Source organism: Streptomyces sp. NBC_01498 (assembly GCF_036327775.1).
In the GTDB taxonomy this organism is placed as follows: domain Bacteria; phylum Actinomycetota; class Actinomycetes; order Streptomycetales; family Streptomycetaceae; genus Streptomyces.
The window spans coordinates 3,536,212-3,555,688 of sequence record NZ_CP109598.1 but is presented as its reverse complement, the minus strand read 5'-3'; the positions used below and the strand labels follow the sequence as shown (position 1 = coordinate 3,555,688).

Annotated in this window: 19 protein-coding genes; 9 read left to right on the top strand and 10 right to left on the bottom strand. The window is 71.0% G+C overall.

The genetic code is table 11. The features are described from left to right. Positions 1-169: 169 nt before the first annotated feature. From OG875_RS15135 to OG875_RS15125, 3 genes are all read right to left on the bottom strand, one after another. Positions 170-1,564 carry an RNA polymerase sigma factor gene (locus tag OG875_RS15135; protein WP_330174756.1) on the bottom strand — a complete coding sequence of 465 codons (1,395 nt, stop codon included), beginning with the start codon at positions 1,562-1,564 and terminating at the stop codon, positions 170-172. Next, complete coding sequence (locus OG875_RS15130) at positions 1,561-1,899, bottom strand: YciI family protein (RefSeq protein ID WP_330174755.1); 339 nt, start codon at positions 1,897-1,899, stop codon at positions 1,561-1,563. Before OG875_RS15130 ends, OG875_RS15135 begins: the two co-directional genes overlap by 4 nt. Before the next feature lie 110 nt (positions 1,900-2,009). After that, complete coding sequence (locus OG875_RS15125; protein ID WP_330174754.1) at positions 2,010-2,636, bottom strand: dihydrofolate reductase family protein; 627 nt, start codon at positions 2,634-2,636, stop codon at positions 2,010-2,012. Between the two features lie 383 nt (positions 2,637-3,019). On the opposite strand from OG875_RS15125, the gene OG875_RS15120 reads away from it, so the two are divergent. Beyond that, positions 3,020-3,562, top strand: coding sequence for a hypothetical protein (locus OG875_RS15120; RefSeq protein ID WP_330174753.1), 543 nt, complete (start codon positions 3,020-3,022; stop codon positions 3,560-3,562). 150 nt (positions 3,563-3,712) lie between these two features. Here OG875_RS15120 and OG875_RS15115 read toward each other — a convergent pair whose 3' ends face one another. After that, positions 3,713-4,159 (bottom strand): Lrp/AsnC family transcriptional regulator, encoded by a 447-nt coding sequence (locus OG875_RS15115; protein ID WP_330174752.1) that lies wholly within the window; start codon positions 4,157-4,159, stop codon positions 3,713-3,715. 122 nt (positions 4,160-4,281) lie between these two features. Here OG875_RS15115 and OG875_RS15110 point away from each other — a divergent pair, with 122 nt between their 5' ends. Both OG875_RS15110 and OG875_RS15105 read left to right on the top strand, forming a co-directional pair. After that, positions 4,282-4,776, top strand: a complete 495-nt coding sequence (locus OG875_RS15110; protein ID WP_330174751.1) for a rhodanese-like domain-containing protein — start codon at positions 4,282-4,284, stop codon at positions 4,774-4,776. 66 nt (positions 4,777-4,842) lie between these two features. Further along, entirely contained in the window at positions 4,843-5,745 is a 903-nt protein-coding gene (locus OG875_RS15105) for an aminoglycoside phosphotransferase family protein (RefSeq protein ID WP_330174750.1), read from the top strand. A 361-nt stretch (positions 5,746-6,106) separates the two neighbouring features. Here OG875_RS15105 and OG875_RS15100 read toward each other — a convergent pair whose 3' ends face one another. The 3 genes from OG875_RS15100 to OG875_RS15090 form a co-directional block, all read right to left on the bottom strand. Beyond that, on the bottom strand, positions 6,107-6,934 hold the full coding sequence (locus OG875_RS15100) for an RNA methyltransferase (RefSeq protein WP_330174749.1): 828 nt from the start codon (positions 6,932-6,934) through the stop codon (positions 6,107-6,109). 40 nt (positions 6,935-6,974) lie between these two features. Beyond that, complete coding sequence (locus tag OG875_RS15095; protein ID WP_330174748.1) at positions 6,975-7,928, bottom strand: BRO-N domain-containing protein; 954 nt, start codon at positions 7,926-7,928, stop codon at positions 6,975-6,977. 252 nt (positions 7,929-8,180) lie between these two features. After that, complete coding sequence (locus OG875_RS15090) at positions 8,181-9,146, bottom strand: D-alanyl-D-alanine carboxypeptidase family protein (RefSeq protein ID WP_330174747.1); 966 nt, start codon at positions 9,144-9,146, stop codon at positions 8,181-8,183. Between the two features lie 240 nt (positions 9,147-9,386). On the opposite strand from OG875_RS15090, the gene OG875_RS15085 reads away from it, so the two are divergent. After that, positions 9,387-10,094 carry a GntR family transcriptional regulator gene (locus OG875_RS15085; RefSeq protein ID WP_330174746.1) on the top strand — a complete coding sequence of 236 codons (708 nt, stop codon included), beginning with the start codon at positions 9,387-9,389 and terminating at the stop codon, positions 10,092-10,094. A gap of 374 nt (positions 10,095-10,468) precedes the next feature. Then, the gene (locus tag OG875_RS15080; RefSeq protein WP_330177751.1) at positions 10,469-11,710 is read left to right on the top strand and encodes an MFS transporter; all 1,242 of its coding nucleotides are present in this window, start codon (positions 10,469-10,471) and stop codon (positions 11,708-11,710) included. A 114-nt stretch (positions 11,711-11,824) separates the two neighbouring features. Here the strand turns inward: OG875_RS15080 and OG875_RS15075 are convergent, their stop codons facing one another. After that, positions 11,825-12,649 (bottom strand): maleylpyruvate isomerase family mycothiol-dependent enzyme, encoded by an 825-nt coding sequence (locus OG875_RS15075; protein WP_330174745.1) that lies wholly within the window; start codon positions 12,647-12,649, stop codon positions 11,825-11,827. Between the two features lie 178 nt (positions 12,650-12,827). On the opposite strand from OG875_RS15075, the gene OG875_RS15070 reads away from it, so the two are divergent. Continuing rightward, positions 12,828-13,640, top strand: coding sequence for a carbon-nitrogen family hydrolase (locus OG875_RS15070; RefSeq protein WP_330174744.1), 813 nt, complete (start codon positions 12,828-12,830; stop codon positions 13,638-13,640). A gap of 109 nt (positions 13,641-13,749) precedes the next feature. On the opposite strand, the gene OG875_RS15065 is transcribed toward OG875_RS15070, so the two are convergent. Both OG875_RS15065 and OG875_RS15060 read right to left on the bottom strand, forming a co-directional pair. Beyond that, a complete protein-coding gene (locus OG875_RS15065; protein WP_330174743.1) occupies positions 13,750-14,244 on the bottom strand; it encodes an LURP-one-related/scramblase family protein in 495 nt (164 codons plus the stop codon). Further along, complete coding sequence (locus OG875_RS15060) at positions 14,241-15,623, bottom strand: MFS transporter (RefSeq protein ID WP_330174742.1); 1,383 nt, start codon at positions 15,621-15,623, stop codon at positions 14,241-14,243. The genes OG875_RS15065 and OG875_RS15060 overlap by 4 nt, the downstream gene beginning before the upstream one ends. 79 nt (positions 15,624-15,702) lie before the next feature. Between OG875_RS15060 and OG875_RS15055 the strand changes: the two genes are divergently transcribed. The 3 genes from OG875_RS15055 to OG875_RS15045 all read left to right on the top strand — a co-directional run bounded on the left by OG875_RS15055 (position 15,703) and on the right by OG875_RS15045 (position 19,247). Further along, complete coding sequence (locus OG875_RS15055) at positions 15,703-16,698, top strand: ArsR/SmtB family transcription factor (protein WP_330174741.1); 996 nt, start codon at positions 15,703-15,705, stop codon at positions 16,696-16,698. Between the two features lie 810 nt (positions 16,699-17,508). Next, positions 17,509-17,673: a hypothetical protein gene (locus OG875_RS15050; RefSeq protein WP_330177967.1), complete on the top strand. Its 165-nt coding sequence runs from the start codon at positions 17,509-17,511 to the stop codon at positions 17,671-17,673. A gap of 32 nt (positions 17,674-17,705) precedes the next feature. After that, positions 17,706-19,247: a recombinase family protein gene (locus OG875_RS15045; RefSeq protein ID WP_330174740.1), complete on the top strand. Its 1,542-nt coding sequence runs from the start codon at positions 17,706-17,708 to the stop codon at positions 19,245-19,247. Positions 19,248-19,477: the final 230 nt, after the last annotated feature.

Below are 19,477 nucleotides of genomic sequence, written 5' to 3'. Positions count from 1 at the left end.
CGCCCACGGAGGGCGCCCGGTCCGTCGTCGTCGCGGGGCGGTGCGGGGCTTCGCGGTGCGGGGCGGTGCGGGGGTCGGGCGGCGGCGGTTCGTCCCGCCCTGTCGGCCCTGTCGGCCTGTCGGCCGGTCGACACTGCCGGCCCCGTCCCGCCCGGTTTGTGCCGTTGGCTCAGTCCCGGCGGCCCGTCTCGGCGAGACGGTCGGCGAGGAAGGCGCGTTCGGCGTCGTTGTCCGCCAGCGCGATCGCCCGCTCGTACGCGACGGCGGCGTCCTGCGACCGCCCCAGACGGCGCAGCAGATCGGCCTTGACGGCGGGCAGGTAGTGGTACGCGGCGAGCCGCCCGTCCTGTTCGAGCGCCTCCACCTCGGCCAGCCCGGTCGCCGGCCCGTCCACCACGGCGACCGCGACGGCCCGGTTCAGCGCGACCACCGGCGAGGGCCAGATCACCAGCAGCGCGTCGTACAGAACCAGGATCTGCGCCCAGTCCGTCTCGGCGTACGTCGGCGCGGACGCGTGCAGCGAGGCGATGGCCGCCTGGAGTCCGTACCGCCCGGGGGAGCCGCCCCGGAGCGCGCCGACGACCAGCCGGTGGGCCTCGGCGACGGCGTCCCGGTCCCAGGTCGTTCGGTCCTGCGCCTCCAGCAGCGAGGGGCGCCCGGCCGGTGTCGTACGCGTGGCCCGGCGGGCGTGGCTGGCGAGAAGCAGCGCCAGCAGACCCCGTACCTCCCGCTCGTCCGGCAGCAGCGCGTACAGCGTCCGGGCCAGATCGAGTGCCCGCTCGGCGATGTCGTCCCTGGTCAGCGCCGGGCCGGTCGGTGCGGTGTGACCGGTGGTGAAGAGGAGATGGATGGTGGCGAGCACGGGGTCGAGGCGGTTCGGCAACTCGTCGGGCGCGGGCATCCGGAAGGGGATGCGGGCCGCCACGATCTTCTTCTTGGCGCGGGTGATCCGAGCCGCCATGGTGGGCTCGGGCACCAGGAACGCCCGCGCGACATCGGCGGTCGGCACGCCACAGACGAGGCGCAGGGTGAGCGCGATCCGGGCGGCGGGGGCGAGCGCGGGATGACAGCAGAGGAAGACGAGCCGCAGCCGGTCGTCGGAGACGGCCGCTCGACGCGCTTCGGGCCCGGCCCCGCTTCCGATCCTGGGTTCGGGCCCGGTCCCGGGATCCCTCTCGGTCCCGGTTTCGGTTCCGATCCTGGGTTCGGGCTGGGCCCCGGGATTCCACCCGTTCCCGGGCTCGGTCCCGGTTTCGGACTCCGTCCCGGTCCCGGTTCCGGACTCCGGCTCGATCAGGAGGTGCAGCTTCGACCGGAGCGTACGGGCGCGGCGCAGGGCGTCGAGCGCGTTGTGCCGCGCGGCGGTCGTCAGCCAGGCGCCGGGCCTGCGCGGTACGCCGCCGCGCGCCCACTCGGTGAGGGCGGCGGCGTACGCGTCCTGAACGCACTCCTCGGCCAGATCGAGATCGCGGGTGACCCGCACCGTCGCGGCGAGCACCGAGGCCCACTCGCGACGGTGCGCGTCCTCGACCGCGTCCCGGACCGGGGTCCCACCCGGGCTCACCCGGCGGAAAGCAGCGGCCGTACCTCCACCGCGCCGTCCATGATCGGAAGCAACCTGCCGATGGCGACCGCCGTTTCGAGGTCTTCCGTCTCGACCACGAAGAATCCGGCGATCACCTCCTTGCTCTCGATGAACGGCCCGTCGGTGACCAGCCCGTCCTTGTGGATGGTCCGCGTGGCGGCGCTCGGCTCCAGCCCCTGCTCGTGGACGACACGCGCGCCCATCGCCTCGATCTGCTCGCCGACGCGGAGGTTGGCCTCCATGACGTCCGGCGGGATGTCGGCGATGCCGCCGGGGGTTTCCTTCTCGTAGATCAGAATCGCGTACTGCGGCATGCCGCTCGTTCTCCGTTTCGGCTGTTCGTCGGGCGTTTGGCGTCGGGCATCAGGTGCCGGGGTGTTGGATGTCGGGGGGTGTTGGGATGTCGGGCGTCGGGTCGGTCGTGTCACCAGTTGCCCGTTTCCGGGCCCATGGCCCCGTACTCGACCCGGCCGGCCCTCTCGTACGTACTGATCACCACACCGCCGTCCGACCGCTCGGTCCGGGTGAGCTTCAGCCCGGCCGGTACGGTGCCGCTCCCGAAGAGCCGCTTGCCGGAGCCGATGAGCACTGGGAAGACCAGGACGAGGAACTCGTCCACCAGGTCGTGCCGCACCAGCGTCTGCACCAGATCACCGCTGCCGTGCACCTGGATCTCGCCGTCACCGACCTGCTTGAGGGCGGCGACCGCCTTGGGCACGTCGCCCGTGAGCAGCGTCGCGTTCTGCCACGACACGGTGTCCAGTGTCCGCGACGCGACGTACTTCCGCACGCTGTTCATCTTCGACCCGATCGGATCGTCGGCCTCGGCGAGCGGCCAGGTGGCGGCGAAGATGTCGTACGTCCGGCGGCCGACGAGCAGCGCGTCGGCGCGGCGCGTGAACCCGGCCATCCGCTCGATGAAATCGGCCCCGATGTGCGGCACCGCCCACCCGCCGTGCTCGAATCCGCCGTCCCGGTCCTCGTCACCGCCACCGGGCGCCTGCATGACCCCGTCGAGGGAGACGAATGTCATCACCGTCAGCTTGCGCATGCGCGTGTCCTTCGTTCGTTCGTACGTATGCCCGTGTGCTGCTGTCCGTGTGCTGCTGTCCGTGTGCTGCTGTCCGTGTGCCGCGCCTTCCGGCGGCGGCTTCACTGACAACGGCGAACGGGTCACCTCGTCATCGACACAAACCGGCGGACCAATCCGATCGACCGGGTCGGTCGGCCTTACCGACCGAGACGTTGTCGAAGGCCGCGGCGGTGCTGAAGCCCCGTGCCCCCTCACGGTCTCCGCCGCCGCTGGACGGCGGAGCACCCCAACTTTCTGGGATGGGAAGGCTGTCCGGGTTTTGCCAGCCTGAGGGGGCGCCGCCGGGCGGAGAATCACCCGCCCCGCGGCTCCATCAACTCTCCCGACTCCTTGGAGGAGCCATGTCCAGCACCCTCGGTCGACGCGCGTCACTCGGCGCCGTCAGCCTCGCCCTCGCCATTCCGCTCGCGCTCGGAACGGCGTTCCCGGCGAGTGCCGCCGAGGCCCCGGCCGGCGCGCGCACGGTCGCGGAACTGAGCGCGGCGGAAGGCGCCGCCCGTACGACGAAGGGCGCTGTGGCCGACCGGCCGGAACTCAACGGATACCGTCTCAAGACGCTCGGCAGCATGACCGTCTGGATCGTCATCGACGGCAAGCGCCGGGGGATTCCCGGCGACGCCACGTACCTCAACCTGTTCCACTCCTACGACGGAGTGCAGCAGGTGATCGACCTCGCCAGTATCACCGACGGAGGCCCCCTGTCCGTGGGTGCCATCCTGGCCGACGCCCCGTCGTCGGACACCATCTGGCTGATCAGCAACGGTCAGAAGCGCGGGATCACGGGCCGTGCGTGGGCTCGGTACGGTTTCGACGGAAGCAAGGTCAGAATGCTGGAGGACCTCGTCCTCAACTCCATACCCCAGGGGCCGAACATCGACCTCTGACCGTGTCGCCGTGCCGTGCGTCCCCGAGCGCGCGGTACGGCCGGCCGGCCCGTATCCGGCACGCGGCGTGACGCCCCGGGCCCGCTGCGGGCCGCCTTCGACGCGGGTGCGCGCCGGCCGCCGATCCGTACGTACAGGAACTCCCGCAGTTCAGCGGCCCACCGGGCGCCGAGGCAGCGGGGACGAGTACACGACGCTCGTCGTGACGGGGCCCAGGCCGCCGAGCTGGCCGGTGATCTCCTCGAGGTGGCGCATGGAACGCGCCGCGACCTTGATGACGAAGCAGTCGTCGCCGGTCACGTGGTGCGCCTCCAGGACCTCCGGCATCACGTCGACCAGGTCGTGGAAGGGCTTGTAGTTGCTGTTCGGGTAGCGCAGCCGTACGAACGCCATGATCGTCAGCCCGACCCGCTCCGGGTCCACGACCGCCGCGTAGCCGCTGATGATCCCCGCCTCCTCCAGCCGGCGCACGCGCTCGGTCACCGCGCTCGGTGACATGGAGACGGCGCGAGCGAGGTCGGCGAAGCTGGCGCGGCCGTCGCGCTGGAGGACGTCGAGAATGTGCCAGTCGGTGGCGTCGAGGGAAAACGCGGTCATGGGCGAGAAGTACCACGCATTTCCCGGCGAAGGCAATGAGAGGCCGTGGATGATGCCTTCGACGGAGCCTGGCCGGGCCGTAGATTCGGGGCCGTATCCCTCGTCAGGAAAGGCACCCGCCCATGACCATGACCGCTCCCGACCCCGTCCTGCGCGTGCCTCCCGCCTCGCCCGCCGAGGCCGCCGCCCACTTCCGCGCCTCGCTGCGCCTGTACGCCGACGTGTCCGACGTCGCGGCCGGGCTCGCGGCCGAGGGGGACTCCGGATCGGTGGTGCGGGACCCCGGATTCGTGGTGCTCGACTCCCGTTCCACCGAGTCCTGGGACCAGGGACACGTCCCCGGCGCGGTCCATCTGCCCACCGCCCTGATCGCCGAGCGGGCCGGGGACGTGCTGGACAGGTCGGTGCCTGTCGTCACCTACTGCTGGGGGCCCGGCTGCAACGGTGCCACCCGTGCCGCGCTCGCCCTGGCCGAACTCGGCTACCAGGTAAAGGAGATGCTCGGCGGGTTCGAGTACTGGGTGCGTGAGGGCTTCGCGTACGAGACCCTGCGGGGCCCCGAGCGCCGGGAGCCGGACGGGCTGACCGCCCCGGTCGCGGGAGCCTGCGGCTGCTGACCGGGCCGTCGGGCCGTACGGCGAAAGCGCGTTGCGGATGAGGCGCGAGACGCGGAAGCTTCCCGCATGAAGATGCACGCGAACCAGCTGACGGTGACGGCGCAGACAGTGCGCACGCTCGTGGATCAGCAGTTTCCGCAGTGGCGGGACCTGCCGGTCCGGGGTATCACCGCACAGGGCACGGTGAACGCCGTCTTCCGCATGGGGGACAAGCTGGCGGCGCGCCTGCCGCTTGAGGCCGCCGCCGTCGAGACGACCCGGCGCCGGCTCGAAGCGGAGGCGGAAGCGGCGCGCGAGTTGGCGGGCCGTACGCGGTGCCCCACGCCCGAGCCGGTCGCGCTGGGGGCACCAGGCGCGGGCTACCCGCTGCCGTGGGCGGTACAGACCTGGCTGCCCGGGACCGTGGCGGACGACGAGGACCCGGGTGAATCAGTCGCGTTCGCCCGCGATCTGGCGGACTTCATCGGGGACGTACGCGCGATCGGGGCGCGCGGCCGGACGTTCTCCGGTACGGGGCGAGGGGGCGACCTGCGCGCGCACGACGGGTGGATGGAGACCTGTTTCGGGCACAGCACGCACCTGCTGGACGTCCCACGGCTGCGACGGATGTGGGCGACCCTGCGCGATCTCCCCCGAGGAGCGGCGGAGGACGTCATGAGCCACAGCGATCTGATTCCGGGCAACGTGCTCGTGTCCGGCGGCCGTCTCGCGGGCATCCTCGACGTCGGCGGCTTCGGGCCGGCGGACCCGTCGCTGGATCTGGTGGGCGCGTGGCACCTGCTGGAGACCGGGCCGCGCCGGGTGCTCCGCGAGCGCCTGGGCTGCGACGAGCCGGAGTGGCAGCGGGGCAAGGCGTGGGCGTTCGTCCAGTCGATGGGACTGGTCTGGTACTACGTCGACAGCAACCCGGCGATGTGCCGGACGGGCCGCCGCACCTTGGCCCGTCTCCTGGCGGACGCGCCGCTGTGATCAGTCGCCGAGCAGGTAGCGGCGCCTGACGTCGGTGCCTGAAACCGGTGCCTGAAACCGGCGCCTGATAGCGGTGTCTGATGTCGGTGCCTGATGTCGCCCGGCGGGATGACGAGTTGACCCTCGCACAACTCGCCCGGGGAGATGACGAGTTGACGCTTGCACACCATCGACACCACCGTCACCGCACAACGGAGCACCGATGAAGCTACCCGTCGTCGTACACCGGGCGCGCCCGGGAGTTGAGGAGTTCAGGGTCATCCGGCCTGCTCGGCCGTCGGCCCGTGGCGTGCTCATCGACCAAGACCGGTACCCGGGCGCGTACCTCGACCAGGACGCCGCCCGTACCGTCCTAGAACAATCAGCGCGCGGCGGCGGCCCGCCGCTGCCGCGCCGTCTCGTACAGGACCACCGTCGCCGCGTTCGACGCGTTCAGTGAACTCGCCGAGCCCGACATGGGGATGCTCACCACGTGGTCGCACAACTCGCGCCAGCCCGCGCTCAGGCCGGCCGTCTCGTTGCCGATCAGCAGCAGCACCGGCTGGGTGAAGTCGAACTGGTCGACATCGGCATCGCCCTGCTCGTCCGTGCCGACCACGGCCACGTGCCGCCCCCGCGCCCGCTCCTTCGACAGCCACTCGGCCACCTCGTGGTGCGACGGGCTGCGGACCACCGGGAGGGCGAACAGGGAGCCCGTGGTCGCGCGTACGGCCTTCGGGTCGTAGACGTCCGCCGCGTGGCCGGTCACGATCAGGCCGTCCGCGCCGAAGGCGTCCGCCGAGCGGATGATGCTGCCGATGTTGCCCGGTTGGGTGGGGCGGTCGAACAGCACGCCCAGGAAGGCGTCGTGGACGGCGATCCGGCTCAGGTCGTCCGGCCGCATCTCGACCACGGCCAGGACCTCGGGCGCGCCGTCCGTGCGTTCACCCAGTTCGGCGAGGAGTTCGGGGGCCATCGCGACCCGGTCCGTACCGATGCCGCGCATCAGCTCCTCGGCCCACCGCGAGAGCGGCCGGCTCGCGTCGTACAGCAGGGCGCGTATCGTCCACCCGTGCTCGACGGCCATCGTGATCGGGCGCACGCCCTGGACGAGGAACTCGTTCTGGCGTTTGCGCTTGTTGCGGTTGGCGAGCAGCGCGTGCCACTGCTGGAAACGGGCGTTGCGGGTCGTGATCCGCTGACCGGCCACCCGTCCTCCTCGGCGCTCGGTGATCCCTGACCGAGGCAGGTTACAGGGGGCGCGCGGGGCTCAGCCCGTAGACCGGGACACCGTCCGTGGTGCTGCCGCGCGGGTGGATGCAGGCGTGCTTGCGCAGGAGACGCAGACATTCGTTGACGCGGTGCTCCGAGAGGCCGGTGCGGGCCGCGATCGACGGCAGGGGCTGCCGCAGTTCGCCGTCGGCGGCGAGGGCCGGTGCGATGGTGACGGCGACGGTCCAGACGTCCTCGGTGACCGACATCCGCGACTTCCAGTCGGTGAGCACGGCGTCGGCGGTCCTGCGCGGGGTGCGCGGGGCCGGCACGGCCGGGCGGTCGGTCAGAAGGTCACCGAGCCGGTCGGCGATGCGTTCCATGGCGCGTGCCGTGTCCTGTTGCGCGGTGAGCATGTCGCGCCGGATTTCGACTGTTTCGCGCTGTACGGCCGCGAACTGCTCGTCCAGCCGTATGTTCCGCTCCTCCAGCCGGACGATGGCCTCGGCGACCTGGTCGGGCATGGCGTAGGAGACGGGGGCGGGCGCGACGGGAGGTCGTACGTCGGCACCGGGAAGAGCGTAGGACCCGGTGCGCTGGACGGTGACGACGACCTCTGTGACCCACTTCCGGAACGGCAGGGTTTCCGGTTTCGTCACCGACGAGACCAGCATGATGAGCCCGTTCAAGTTCACCATGTTCATCGATTTCTTAAAGCCGTGACCTGCTGGAATGTGGCAACCGTAACGTGTGGTTAGCCTTTCGAGTTGGGTTCTGAAACTCTCCGGGACGTGATCCTTCAGGGTCTTGCGCGGGTTGGTGTAGCCGAGTTCGCCCAGCACGTCCGCCGCCGGGAACCACTGGCTCCCGTCCGGCATCGTCAGCCTCCGGATCCTCGCCCCCGTCGCCCCGTAGACGAAGTCCCCGATCTCGATCGCCTCGTCCGCCTCATGCCGCGCAGCCGTGTCCGACGGCTGAATGTGTTCGTTCATGCGAACCACCTCCATGCGAGGGAACGTAATAGCGAACAAACCCCAAACATGAAGAAAAACCGTGGAATTCACCGCTGAGGGTGAAGGGGGAGCGTTTCTGCAAGGCCCCGCGACGACGAGGCGCCGCAACGACCAGGGACCCGCAACGACGAGAGCCCGCAACGACCAGGAACCCGCGACGACGAGAGCCCACAACGACGAGGGCGCGGCCACCCCGTGGTGGCCGCGCCCCTTACCGCATCCCGCAGGGGGTCAGTCGCGCTGCGCGTTCTCCGGCAGCGGGCGGAGCTTCATCGTCTTCGCCGCCGACACACCCGAGTAGTGGTCGAGCAGCTTCGCCGCGTCCCTGTAGCGGTCCGTGCCGTTCAGGATCACGCCGATGTGCGTCTTGCCGTTACGGGTCGCGGCGAAGATCAGGCAGGGGCCCGCGGCCGTGCCCGTACCGGTCTTGACGCCGAGGGCGCCGGTGTACGAGCCGAGGAGCTGGTTGGTGTTGTACCAGGTGTACGTGCGCGTGCCGCCGGCCTTGGTGGGCGCCGTGCTCTTGTGGCTGGTGGACTTGACGACCGTACGCAGCGTGGAACTGTTCATCGCGTAGTCGGCGATCTTCGCCAGGTCGCGCGGGGTCGTGTAGTTGTTCCCGCCCTGCGAGATGCCGTCGAAGGAGTCGAACTTGGTGTTCTTCAGGCCGAGTTCGGTCGCCTTCGCGTTCATCTTCGAGATGAACGACTTCGTGCGCGCGGCCTCCGTCGTGCCCGTGCCGATCGCGTCCGCGAGGGCGTACGCCGCGTCGCAGCCGGACGGCAGCATCAGCCCGTACAGAAGCTGACGGATCGTCACCTTGTCGCCGGTGCGCAGATCCGCCGTGCTGGCGCCCTCGCGGGCGACGTAGTCGCGGTAGCTCTGCTTGATGGTGACCCGGCGGTCGAGGTCGATGTTCTTGGTGGTGAGGACGACGGCCGCCGTCATGATCTTGGTGGTGCTCGCCATCTGGCGGCGGATGTCCGCGTTCTTGGCGTACTTCTGGGCGCCCGTGGTGTCGTCCAGCAGGAAGGCGCCCTTGGCCGAAAGGGTCGGCAGGGCGGGGGCCTTCGGTGCGGCGACGGCTTTAGGTGCGGAGCCGGCCGCGTGGACCACGGGGGCGGCGAGGGTCGTGCCGGTCAGCAGTACGCCGGAGGTGAGGGCCAGCACCGCGGCCCTGCGCACGTTTCCGCTCACGCCTGTTACTCCTGCTCGTGTGAGGCTGGGTTTCAAGGAACGCTCCGATGTCGCGATCGCGTGGTTCTGTGGTGTTGTGAGCTCCGGGCTGTTCTCGGGGCGCTCCCTGGGAAGACTCGCGAGATGCCCGCAAGGATGCACGGGGTCCCCCGAACGGGTGCCTCCGTTCTGCCGTGTACCCCCGATCCCGCGATTTGGACGGGGCTCCTCTCGCATCCCTGTTGTATCTAAGCTGTGTTCATGCCTGCCGCACCCGCCGCCACCTCTCCCTCCCTCTCTTCCGCGACCTCGTCCGCGTCCGCCGTCTCCGTGAAACAGCCGCCCGCCGCCGACCGGGTCTACAGCCACATCAAGCAGGGCGTTCTCGAACGGCACTATCAGGGCGGCACCCTCCTTACGGAGGGCGAACTCGCCGAGGCCGTAGGGGTGTCGCGTACCCCCGTGCGCGAGGCGCTGCTCAAGCTGGAGGTCGAGGGGCTGATCAAGCTCTATCCCAAGAAGGGCGCCCTCGTGCTCGCCGTCTCCGCGCAGGAGATCGCCGATGTGGTCGAAACCCGGCTGCTGGTGGAGGAGTTCACCGTCCGCAAGGCCGTGCCCGCCTCCGCGTCGCTCGTCGCGCGCCTGGAGGAACTGGTCGAGAAGCAGCGCAGCCACGCCGACGAGGGGGATCTGGCCGCCGTGGCCGTCACCGACCGGTGCTTCCACGCCGAGATCGTGCGCAACGCGGGCAACGAGATCCTGTCGAAGCTGTACGACCAGCTCAGGGACCGGCAGTTGAGGATGGGCGTCGCCGTCATGGAGGCGCACCCCGAGCGCGTACGGACCAGCATCACCGAACACAGCGAACTGCTGGACGCCATCCGGGCCGGGGACGCCGACGCCGCCGCGCGGTGCGTGCGCGCCCATGTCAGCCGCGTCAAGGTGCTCATACGGGGTGAGGCGAGGTGAGCGCGGACTCCTCTTCAGGAGGATCGGCGAGAGAGGCGTCCGGCGACTCGGCCGACGAGGCGCCCGGTGGCGGTTCCACCGGCGACCCGTCCCGCGACCCGTCCTGCGACCCGTCCTGCGACCCGTTCGGCGGTTCCACCGGCGCCCCGTCCCGCGGATCGACCGACAAGCCGTCGTCCGGGTCGACCGGCCGGGCGTCCGGCAACTCGGCCCACCAGGCGCCCGGCCGCTCCTCCGGTCGAGGCCCCTCGGGAGAGGGTTCGTCCAGTCGCGGCTCGTCCAGTCGCGGCTCGTCCGGGCACGGCTCCTCCGGTCGCGGCCCCGCCCTCACCCTCCTCCCCGGCGACCCGCCCGGTGGTCGGCGGGCCGTCGCCGTGTGGAGTATCGGGGTCGCCGTCTACTTCGTCGCCGTCATCTTCCGTACGAGCCTGGGTGTCGCCGGTCTCGACGCCGTCGACCGCTTCCACGTGGGCGCCTCCGCGCTCTCCACCTTCTCGATCCTCCAACTCCTCGTCTACGCCGGGATGCAGATACCCGTCGGCCTCATGGTCGACCGGCTCGGCACCCGCCGGGTGCTGACCCTCGGCGTGACCCTGTTCACCGTCGGGCAGCTCGCCTTCGCCCTCGCCCCCGGCTACGGCACCGCCCTCGCCGCCCGCGCCCTGCTCGGCTGCGGCGACGCGATGACGTTCATCGCCGTCCTGCGGCTCGGCGCCCGCTGGTTCCCCGCCCGGCGCGGCCCGCTGGTCGCCCAGTTCACCGGCCTCTTCGGGATGGCGGGCAATCTGGTCTCCACGCTCGTCATCGCCCGGTCGCTGAGCGACCTCGGCTGGACGACGACGTTCGTGGGCAGTTCGATGGCCGGCGTCGTCGTCCTCGTCCTGTTGCTGCTCTTCCTCAAGGACCACCCCGAGGGCCATGAGCCGCCGCCGTCCGAGCACGCCGGCGCGGCCTACGTACGGAGGCAGATCGCCGAGTCGTGGCGGGAACCCGGTACCCGGCTGGGGCTCTGGGTGCACTTCACCACCCAGTTCCCGGCCATGGTCTTCCTGCTGCTCTGGGGGCTGCCGTTCCTCGTCGAGGCCCAGGGGCTGTCCCGCGCCGCGGCGGGCGACCTGCTCACCCTCGTCGTCCTCGTCAACATGGTGATCGGACTCGTCTACGGACAGGTCATCGCCCGCCACCACGCCGCGCGGGCGCCGCTGGCCCTCGGCACCATCGGGGTGACCGCGCTCGTCTGGGCGTCGACACTCGCGTATCCCGGTGACCACGCGCCGGCCTGGCTGCTGATCACGCTCTGCGTCGTCCTCGGCGCCTGCGGACCCGCCTCGATGATCGGCTTCGACTTCGCCCGGCCCGCGAACCCGCCCGCCCGTCAGGGCACCGCCTCCGGAATCGTCAACATGGGCGGTTTTACGGCCTCGATGACGACTCTGCTCGCCGTCGGTGTGCTGCTGGACGCGACCGGCGGCGACTACCGGGTCGCGTTCTCGTCCGTCTTCGTCCTCGAAGCGCTCGGGATCGTCCAGATCCTGCGGCTGCGGGCACGCACGGTACGGCGGGAGCGCGAGCGGCTGGTGGCGAGCCGGGTGGAGGCCGTGCACGTGCCCGCCTGAGCGCAGGCTCTCTCCTGGAACGCGGACCCTCCTGAAGAGGGCGGCGCGCTCCGGCGGGAAGGCGGTGCGCTGCGACGGCGGGAAGACAGCAAGCCAAGGCGGGAAGGGGGCACGCTACGGCGTGACCGCGAACTCCCGCAGGATCGCCGCCGCCAGGTCCGCGTCCCCGTCGATCTTGATGCGGTCCGGCACCGCGGCGGCCCGTACCCGCCCGCACGCCAGCCGGACGTACGTCTCCCAGTCCGTCACCAGCGTCACCGCAGGGCCGAGCGAGGGCGCGCCGTCGATCGTGCCGCGCCCCTCCGCGTCGACCCGGACCGTCCGCAGGAACTCGACGGGGCCGTGCACGTCGAGCACGATCGCCGTGTTCGGCGGCGCGCCCGCGTCCTTCGCGACGATCTTCGGGAGGGCTTCGAGGAGCGCGTCGCGGGTGATCAGCGCGCCGGGCGAGTCGAGGTTGCCGGGCTTGCTCAGCGTCGTACGCAGGTCCTGCTCGTGCACCCAGATGTCGAACGCGCGCGCCCGCATGGCCTGTTCGAGCGTCTGCTCGGTGCCGAGGGGAGCGCGGACCATGGTGTCCGGCTGGCGGTTCTCGTTCCGGATCTGGCGGTTGCGCCGGATGATCGTGTACTCCAGCTCGGAGGTCATCTCCGGGGCGGTGTGGTGGCGCCGTACGTCCACCTGCATCTCCATGTAGCGGGAGATCTCGCTCTGTACGTGGTACAGATCACGCGGCAGGGTGTGGATCGGCCGCGGGTCCCCGAGCATCTCGCACTCCAGCCCGATGACGTGCGAGACGATGTCCCGCACCGACCAGCCGGGGCACGGCGTGCGACGGTTCCACTCTCCCTCGACGAGTGGCTGGACCAGCTCGGCTATGGCTTCAACGGAGTGGGACCAGGCATCGGCGTAGTTCTGAAGGCTGGGATGGATGGTCACGGGACCCCTCGACGGTTCTGCGGTTAGCGGCTGGGCTGCTGGCGGCGCGGGCGGCGGGCGGCGGGCTGCGTGGGAGGTTCGAGAGCCTAAGTTACGCTGCCCGTTGGCACCCCGGCAGTGCTTTCGTGTGACGATCGTAGGCCCGTGTTGACGGCTCGAATGCCAGGACGGTGGTAGTGTGCGCGCCTCTCTCCTCCAGATCGCAGTAGACCCGGACGAATCGGTCAATTCCCGTAGAGAGCGTGTCGCTTCCTTGGTAAGGGAGCAGCGCGGCGCCGATCTGGTGGTCCTGCCGGAGCTGTGGCCGGTGGGCGCCTTCGCGTACGAGTCGTTCGGCACCGAGGCCGAACCGCTCGACGGCCCGACGTTCGCCGCCATGTCGGAGGCCGCGCGGGACGCGGGGGTCTGGCTGCACGCCGGGTCCGTCGTGGAACGCGCCCCGGAGGCCGTCCTGGACGGCGCTCCCGACCTCTACAACACCGCGCTCGTCATCTCGCCCGAGGGCTCGCTGGTCCGCGCGTACCGCAAGATCCACCGCTTCGGCTTCGACAAGGGCGAGGCGACGATGATGGGCGCCGGGGACGAGCTGGCCACCGTCGCCCTGCCGGACGCGGTGCTGGGCCTCGCCACCTGCTACGACCTGCGGTTCCCCGAGCTGTTCCGGGGGCTCGTCGACGAGGGCGCGCAGGTGTTCGTGATCCCGGCGGGCTGGCCGGCCCGCCGCCGCGCCCACTGGACGCTGCTGGCGCAGGCGCGCGCGGTGGAGAACCAGGCGTACGTGCTCGCCTGCTCGACCGCCGGGACGCACGCCGGGGTGGAGCAGTCCGGGCACAGCATCGTGGTCGACCCGTGGGGCGAGGTGCTGGCGGAGGCGGGACCCGGTGAGGAGGTCCTGACGGTCGAGTTCGACCCGGCGACGGTCGCGGCGACGCGCGAGCGGTTCCCGGTCCTGAAGGACCGGCTGCTGGGTGTGACGGCGCCCCGCCGCTGACCGGCCCGCCCGCCGGCCCTCGTGACCGCCTCGCTCACCGGCCCGGTGAGCCCCGGAGGCCGCCCTCCCACAGAGGCGCGAGGGCGGGCCCGGTGCCCCCGGTGCCCCGTCAGCCGTCGTCGTGTTCTTTGTCCGCCATCCGGATCACGCACACCGCGACCGCGATGAGCAGCGACGGGTCCGCGTCGTCCCGGAGCACGTCCACGGCGTACGTCTCCCGCACCCGGAACCACTTGCGCGACACGTGCGCCAGCAGTACGCCGTCGTGCTCGACCGTGAACTCGCGGTCGAGGATCCGGCCGCTGACGTCCAGTTCGGTGCCCTCGGCCAGGCGGACCCGGTAGTGGTCGCGCAGCAGCGACAGCCTCTTCTTACGGATGGTGGCCAGCGGTTCGCCGTCCCGCTCCAGGGTCATCGCGTCCCGCAGGCTGACCAGCTTCTGCCGGAGCGTGATCAGCACCCGCCCCTGAGGGTCCTTCAGTTCCAGGGTGTCGCGCAGCCGCAGCGCCTTTCCGTCCACGAGGAAGGCCTGGTCGCCCCGCTCGTCCTCGATCCAGTAGTCGTCGCCGATGGCGAAGATCTTGTCGCGCACCAAGTACTTCATGCGGTGTTCGTACCCGCCGTGCCACCGGGCCACGGCGTGACGGCGTCACCTGTACGCGTACGGGCGACAGCGCCGCGCGCGTCCGGCCCCCGCGTGCCGGGTCCCGCCGTCCCGCGCTCCTCCGTCCCGCGCTCCTCCGTCCCGCGCTCCGCCGTCCCGCGCTCCTCCGTCCCGGGTTCCTCCGTGCCCGGCCCCGGTGTGCCCGGCCCCTCGGGCCCCTCCGGCACCTCCCGCAGCCTCCGTGCCAGCAGCAACGTGACGGCGACCGAGGCCGCCGCCAGGACCGTGATGCCCGTGCCCGGTGAGGTCCGTTCGGCCACCGCGCCCGCCAGGACGGCGCACACGCCCTGGGTGGTGAGCATCCCGGAGGAGTGGAGCCCGAGCGCGTGCCCGCTCAGCTCGTCCGGTGTCAGGGCCATCAGCCGTTCCTGGGAGACGAGACTCGCCGCGTAGCCGACCGTGGCGAGGGTGACGGCGGCGACGGCGAGCGGCAGCGACGGGCCGAGGAAGAAGACCAGGTGCGGTACGGCGAGCAGCAGCAACAGCGGCACCGCGAGCCGCCGGCGCAGGCGGCGGGGGACGAACCGGCCGATCAGGACGTCCCCGGCGAGCATGCCCGCCGCACCGGCGGCGAAGAGGATGCCCGCGTGCCGGGGCGCGTACGCCACGTACAGCGACTCGCAGCCGACGACGAGCCCGTTGGGTACCCACAGCGCCAGGTACACCGTGCGGTGGGGCGGTGAGGACCACAGCCGGGCGTTGTTCCGCCAGGTCCGGCCGATCGACGGGCGGCCGGTGGCGCGCGGCGTCCTCCTACTGAGGCCGAGCCGCGCCACGCCCGCCGTCGCGAGGTACAGGGCGGCGCCGGTCAGCAGCGCGCCGCGCGGCGACAGGAGCGCGACCAGCAGCCCGCCCGTCGCGAAGCCGAGGATCTGCATGATGCCGACGGACATGTTGAGCGCGGACCGGCCGAGCAGATAGCCCTCCTTGGAGAGGACCTCGTTGAGGAGTCCGTAACGCACCCCGCCGCCGAGCGCGGAGACGGCGCCGAGGCCGAGCACGATCCCGAGGGCCGCCGGGACGGGCAGACCGGGCAGGGCGGTGGCGGCGGTGCCCAGCGCGAAGAGCAGCGACAGCGCGACCAGGGTGCCGCGCGGGGGCAGCCGGTCGGCCGCCGACAGCAGGGTCGTCGCGCCGACCACCTGGGCGAGGGCGGGGCCGAACATGGCGAGTGCGGAGAGCAGCGGCGAGCCGGTCGCCGTGTAGACGAGGGTGCTCAGCGCGAGCCCGCTCACGGTCTGGGCGGCGACCTGCCCGGCGGAGGTGAGGAAGAGCGGTCTGAACTCCGGTGTACGGAAAAGCTCCTGATACGTGCGCATGGCCGGAGTCTCCGAGGCGTAGCGGACAGCGGGTTAATGTTTCGCGCCACCGCGAAACCTCGTGAGTAGGGTGGGGCGCATGGGCTGGTGGCAGGTCGACGCGGACACACTGGCGGGGAGCCGGTTCGTCGTGTCGCCGCTGACCGAGACGGTGGCGAGCCTGCGGGCCCTGCACGACGGCCGCGCCGCGCACCCCGGCGAACGGGCCTGGCTGGACGCGCATCTGCCCGCCTACCGGTCACGGCTGGCCGCCGACCCGGTCACGGCGCTGCTCGTCCGGTCGGCCTTCGGCCGCGGCTGGAACGCGGACTTCATCACCCCGACGCCCACCGGGGAGGCCCTGACGGAGCAGACCTTCGACAACGAGCTGACGCGTATCCGGGAGGTCCCGCCGGAGACTGTCCGCGCCGATCTGCTGATCTCCCTGGACGGTCCGCTCCCCGCTCCGCTCGCGGACCGCGACGACCTCGCGGAGCGGGCGGCCACCCTGGTGGAGTGGGTGTGGGCGGAGACGGTGCTGCCGTACTGGCCCCGGCGCCGGCGGCTCGTCGAGGCCGACATCGTCGCGCGTACGGCGCAGCTGAGCCGGGGCGGCTGGGCGTCGGCGCTGGGCGACATGCGGCGCGGAATGCGCTGGCTCGGCGGCAACCGGCTCCAGATCTCCGCACGGCCGGGCCTCTCCCAGGAAATCCCGGGCGTCCGGCTGATGTTCGTACCGGTCTCGCCCCGGCAGAGCTGGGTCTCGTGGGACGCGGACCGGTACGCCGTGGTGTACCCGTGCGCGGGCGTCCTCGCCGAGGAGGGCACCCGCCCCCCGGTACCCGAACCGCTGCGCGCCCTGCTCGGCCCCGGCCGGGCGGCGGTGCTGGCGCTGCTGGGCGCCCCCAAGAGCACGACACAGCTCGTGGCACTGACCGGACAGGGCCTCGGCTCGGTCGGCCGCCACCTCCGGGTCCTGCTGGACGCGGGCCTGATCACCCGCCGCCGCTCGGGCCGCTCGGTGCTCTACTTCCGTACGGAGTCGGGCGAGACCCTGGTGGGCGCGGCGCCGCCGCCGGGCGGCGGGCGGGCCTGACGCACGCGCGTCCTCTGTCCCACCCGGCTTTCCTGGTGGGCCGTGACGAACGGGCGTGGAGCCGGGCCACCCTGCTCGCACTGTTCTCGATCCGGGAATGCGTGACGCGTGCGCGAAGCCGGGGCGGGCCGGATCGCAAGCGGCGGCGGCTCACGTGCGCGTCCCGTACGCGTGAAGCCGGGCACACACCCGCGCACGGGACGCGCCACGCGCGCCGGTGCTGTACTTCCGTACGGAGTCGGGCGAGGCCCTGGTGGGCGCGGCGCCGACGGGCGGCGGGCGGGCCGGGACGCACGGGCGTGGAGCCGGGCCACCCCGCTCGCACTGTCCTTGATCCGGGAATGCGTGACGTACGCGTGGAGCGGGGGCGGGCCGGATCGATCGCAAGCGGCTGCTGACGTGTGCGTGACGCGCGCGTGGCGCGTCATGGGCACACACCCGCGCACGGGACGCGCCACGCGCGTGTAAGCGGCGGTGACGGGTCCTCACCGCGCGGACTCCTCACGCGCGCGTGTACGGCGGTCAGCCCCCGGCTTGCCGACCCCTCCCGCCGGCGGACGAGCCACGCGCGCGTAGACGGCGGTCGGGGGCACGTACGCGCACGACCGGCCCGCCACCCGGCCTCCGCTCGCCCACGACCCGCCCGCGCGGACGGGCCACCCGGCCCCGGCGGGACCGGCGCGGCGGTAGGCGGCAGCCCGTACACCTTCCTCTTCCGCCGGAGAATCCAGGGGCCGGACCCCTTCCCGATCCCCTTCCGGAAGCCGGGGGCCCGGTCGTGTTGTCGGACGCTGGTGGCACCCTGGGAGCATGAACGATCCCGCTCCGACGTCCGCCCCCGCGCCCCGTCGCCGTGCCCGTGTCCGAGCCCCCGAGCTGGTCGGCAAGGGCGGCTGGCTCAACACCGGGGGCCGCGCGTACAGCCTCGCCGAGCTGCGCGGGCGCATCGTGCTGCTCGATTTCTGGATGTCCTGAACCATTGAGGGAACTCCAGATAGGGTGAATCCGTGCATCACCACACCATCGCTGACCTGTACCTCCGCCTGTCACTGGACAGGGAGGGCAAGACGGCGATCGACCGCCAGGAAGCGGACTGCCGCGCGTGGGCGGAGCGCAACGGGATCACGGTCCGCAAGGTCCACATCGACCGGGGACGGTCCGGGTACAAGAGCGTCAGCCGCAAGGGCTTCGACGCTGCGATCACTGCTGTGACGTCGGGAGTCGTCGGCGTGCTGATCGTGTGGAAGCTCGATCGGTTGAGCCGTAAGGGCATCGGTGAAGTCGGCAAGGCGCTGGACGACTTCAGCCGTGTGGGCGGACGGCTCGTGTCCGTCATGGACGGTCTCGATACGTCGAACGACAGCGCCCGCGTCACCATCGCGCTTCTCGCTGAGCTTGCCCGCAACGAGTCCCGGAACCTGGGCATGCGCGTCAGCAGCGCGAAGCGGTTCCTGCGGCAGCGTGGCCAGTGGATCGGTGGTCAGCCCCCGTACGGGCTCAAGGTGGACCCGGACACGAAGAGGCTCGTGCACGACCCGGAGACAGCCGTTTACGCGCGTCTGATCGCCGACGAAGCACTCTCGGGAAAGGCGCTCGTCCATGTGGCGCGTTTCCTGAATGAGCATGGGATCGAGTCGTCGCGTGGTGGGAAGTGGAATTCGTCCAGCGTGATGCAGTTGCTTCGCGGACCCGCTTTCGCAGGTCTCATGCCTCAGACCACGTACGAAGAGGCAGCGGACGGAACTCGGAAGTACGGCTCGAAGGTCATTCCGTACCGCGATCCCGAGACGCTGGACACCGTGAGCATCGGTGAAGGCATCATCACAGTGGGAGAACGCGAACTCATCATCAGGCAGCTTGAGTCCCGCACCTTCCCGCTCGCCGGAAAGCGGCACGGACACAAGCAGGGAACGGCGCTCCTCACCGGGATTGCCCGCTGTGGCCTGTGCGGGGCACGCATGAGTCAGGCGGGAACGTCGTATGCCTGTTCCTCGAACCGGATGGGGCGGGGTTGCGTCGGAGTCACTGCACGGGTTGAAAGCCTTGACGCCTACGTGAGGGACGCGTTCCTGAGCCGTCTTCCCGCGCTTGAGCCCGACGACGACCTTCTGGCCGTTATCGCGGAGCGCTGGGTGAAGCAGGAAGACCCGGAAGTGTTCGCGAAGCGCGATGCGATTGAGGCGGAGATCAGAGAAGAGGAAGCGCGTCTCGCTGACCTTGAGGAAGCACGTTACGTGCGGGGGGAGTTCAGCGGAGCGGACGCCATCGACCGGTACAACAGGCTTGCGGGAAGGCTCCGAGGGCGTATTGAGGGACTGCGTATGGGGCTCGCTGAGATGCCGGCGCCGACCATCGATATAACCCCGCTGTTGGACGGGGAACTTCTCGGAGAAGCGTGGGAAGCCAGCGATACGGCGGGGCGGCGGGAACGGCTCCGGCTCGCGATGGACTCCGTGACCGTCAGCAAGGGGCGACGGGGTGCGCGGTTCGTTGGCCACGAGCGCTGCGCCATCGCGTGGGCGGACCACTCGGGGGACCTGGGGGCGTAAGCCTGACGGGCGCCGTTCGCGGCCCGTTGCTACGTCGAGTAACGAATCCTCCCTGTCCGTCACCGTGAGTCGCCATGATGGTTCAAACTGACAAACTAACCCCCTATTTCCATCTCTCTCTAACGTGTGTTAGCAGAAAGTGAAATAGGGGGTTAGTTTGTCAGTTTGTGCACGGGTGGGCGAGGGGGCGGGTGGCCCCGTCAGGTGACCTGGGTGATCGTCAGGTGTCT

Coding starts and splice junctions, on each gene's coding strand:
- OG875_RS15085 (WP_330174746.1), top strand. CDS start 9,387: ATGCCTGCCGCACCCGCCGCCACCTCTCCCTCCCTCTCTTCCGCGACC.
- OG875_RS15065 (WP_330174743.1), bottom strand. CDS start 14,244: ATGAAGTACTTGGTGCGCGACAAGATCTTCGCCATCGGCGACGACTAC.
- OG875_RS15120 (WP_330174753.1), top strand. CDS start 3,020: ATGTCCAGCACCCTCGGTCGACGCGCGTCACTCGGCGCCGTCAGCCTC.
- OG875_RS15060 (WP_330174742.1), bottom strand. CDS start 15,623: ATGCGCACGTATCAGGAGCTTTTCCGTACACCGGAGTTCAGACCGCTC.
- OG875_RS15110 (WP_330174751.1), top strand. CDS start 4,282: ATGACCATGACCGCTCCCGACCCCGTCCTGCGCGTGCCTCCCGCCTCG.
- OG875_RS15130 (WP_330174755.1), bottom strand. CDS start 1,899: ATGCCGCAGTACGCGATTCTGATCTACGAGAAGGAAACCCCCGGCGGC.
- OG875_RS15125 (WP_330174754.1), bottom strand. CDS start 2,636: ATGCGCAAGCTGACGGTGATGACATTCGTCTCCCTCGACGGGGTCATG.
- OG875_RS15055 (WP_330174741.1), top strand. CDS start 15,703: ATGGGCTGGTGGCAGGTCGACGCGGACACACTGGCGGGGAGCCGGTTC.
- OG875_RS15105 (WP_330174750.1), top strand. CDS start 4,843: ATGAAGATGCACGCGAACCAGCTGACGGTGACGGCGCAGACAGTGCGC.
- OG875_RS15115 (WP_330174752.1), bottom strand. CDS start 4,159: ATGACCGCGTTTTCCCTCGACGCCACCGACTGGCACATTCTCGACGTC.
- OG875_RS15050 (WP_330177967.1), top strand. CDS start 17,509: ATGAACGATCCCGCTCCGACGTCCGCCCCCGCGCCCCGTCGCCGTGCC.
- OG875_RS15095 (WP_330174748.1), bottom strand. CDS start 7,928: ATGAACGAACACATTCAGCCGTCGGACACGGCTGCGCGGCATGAGGCG.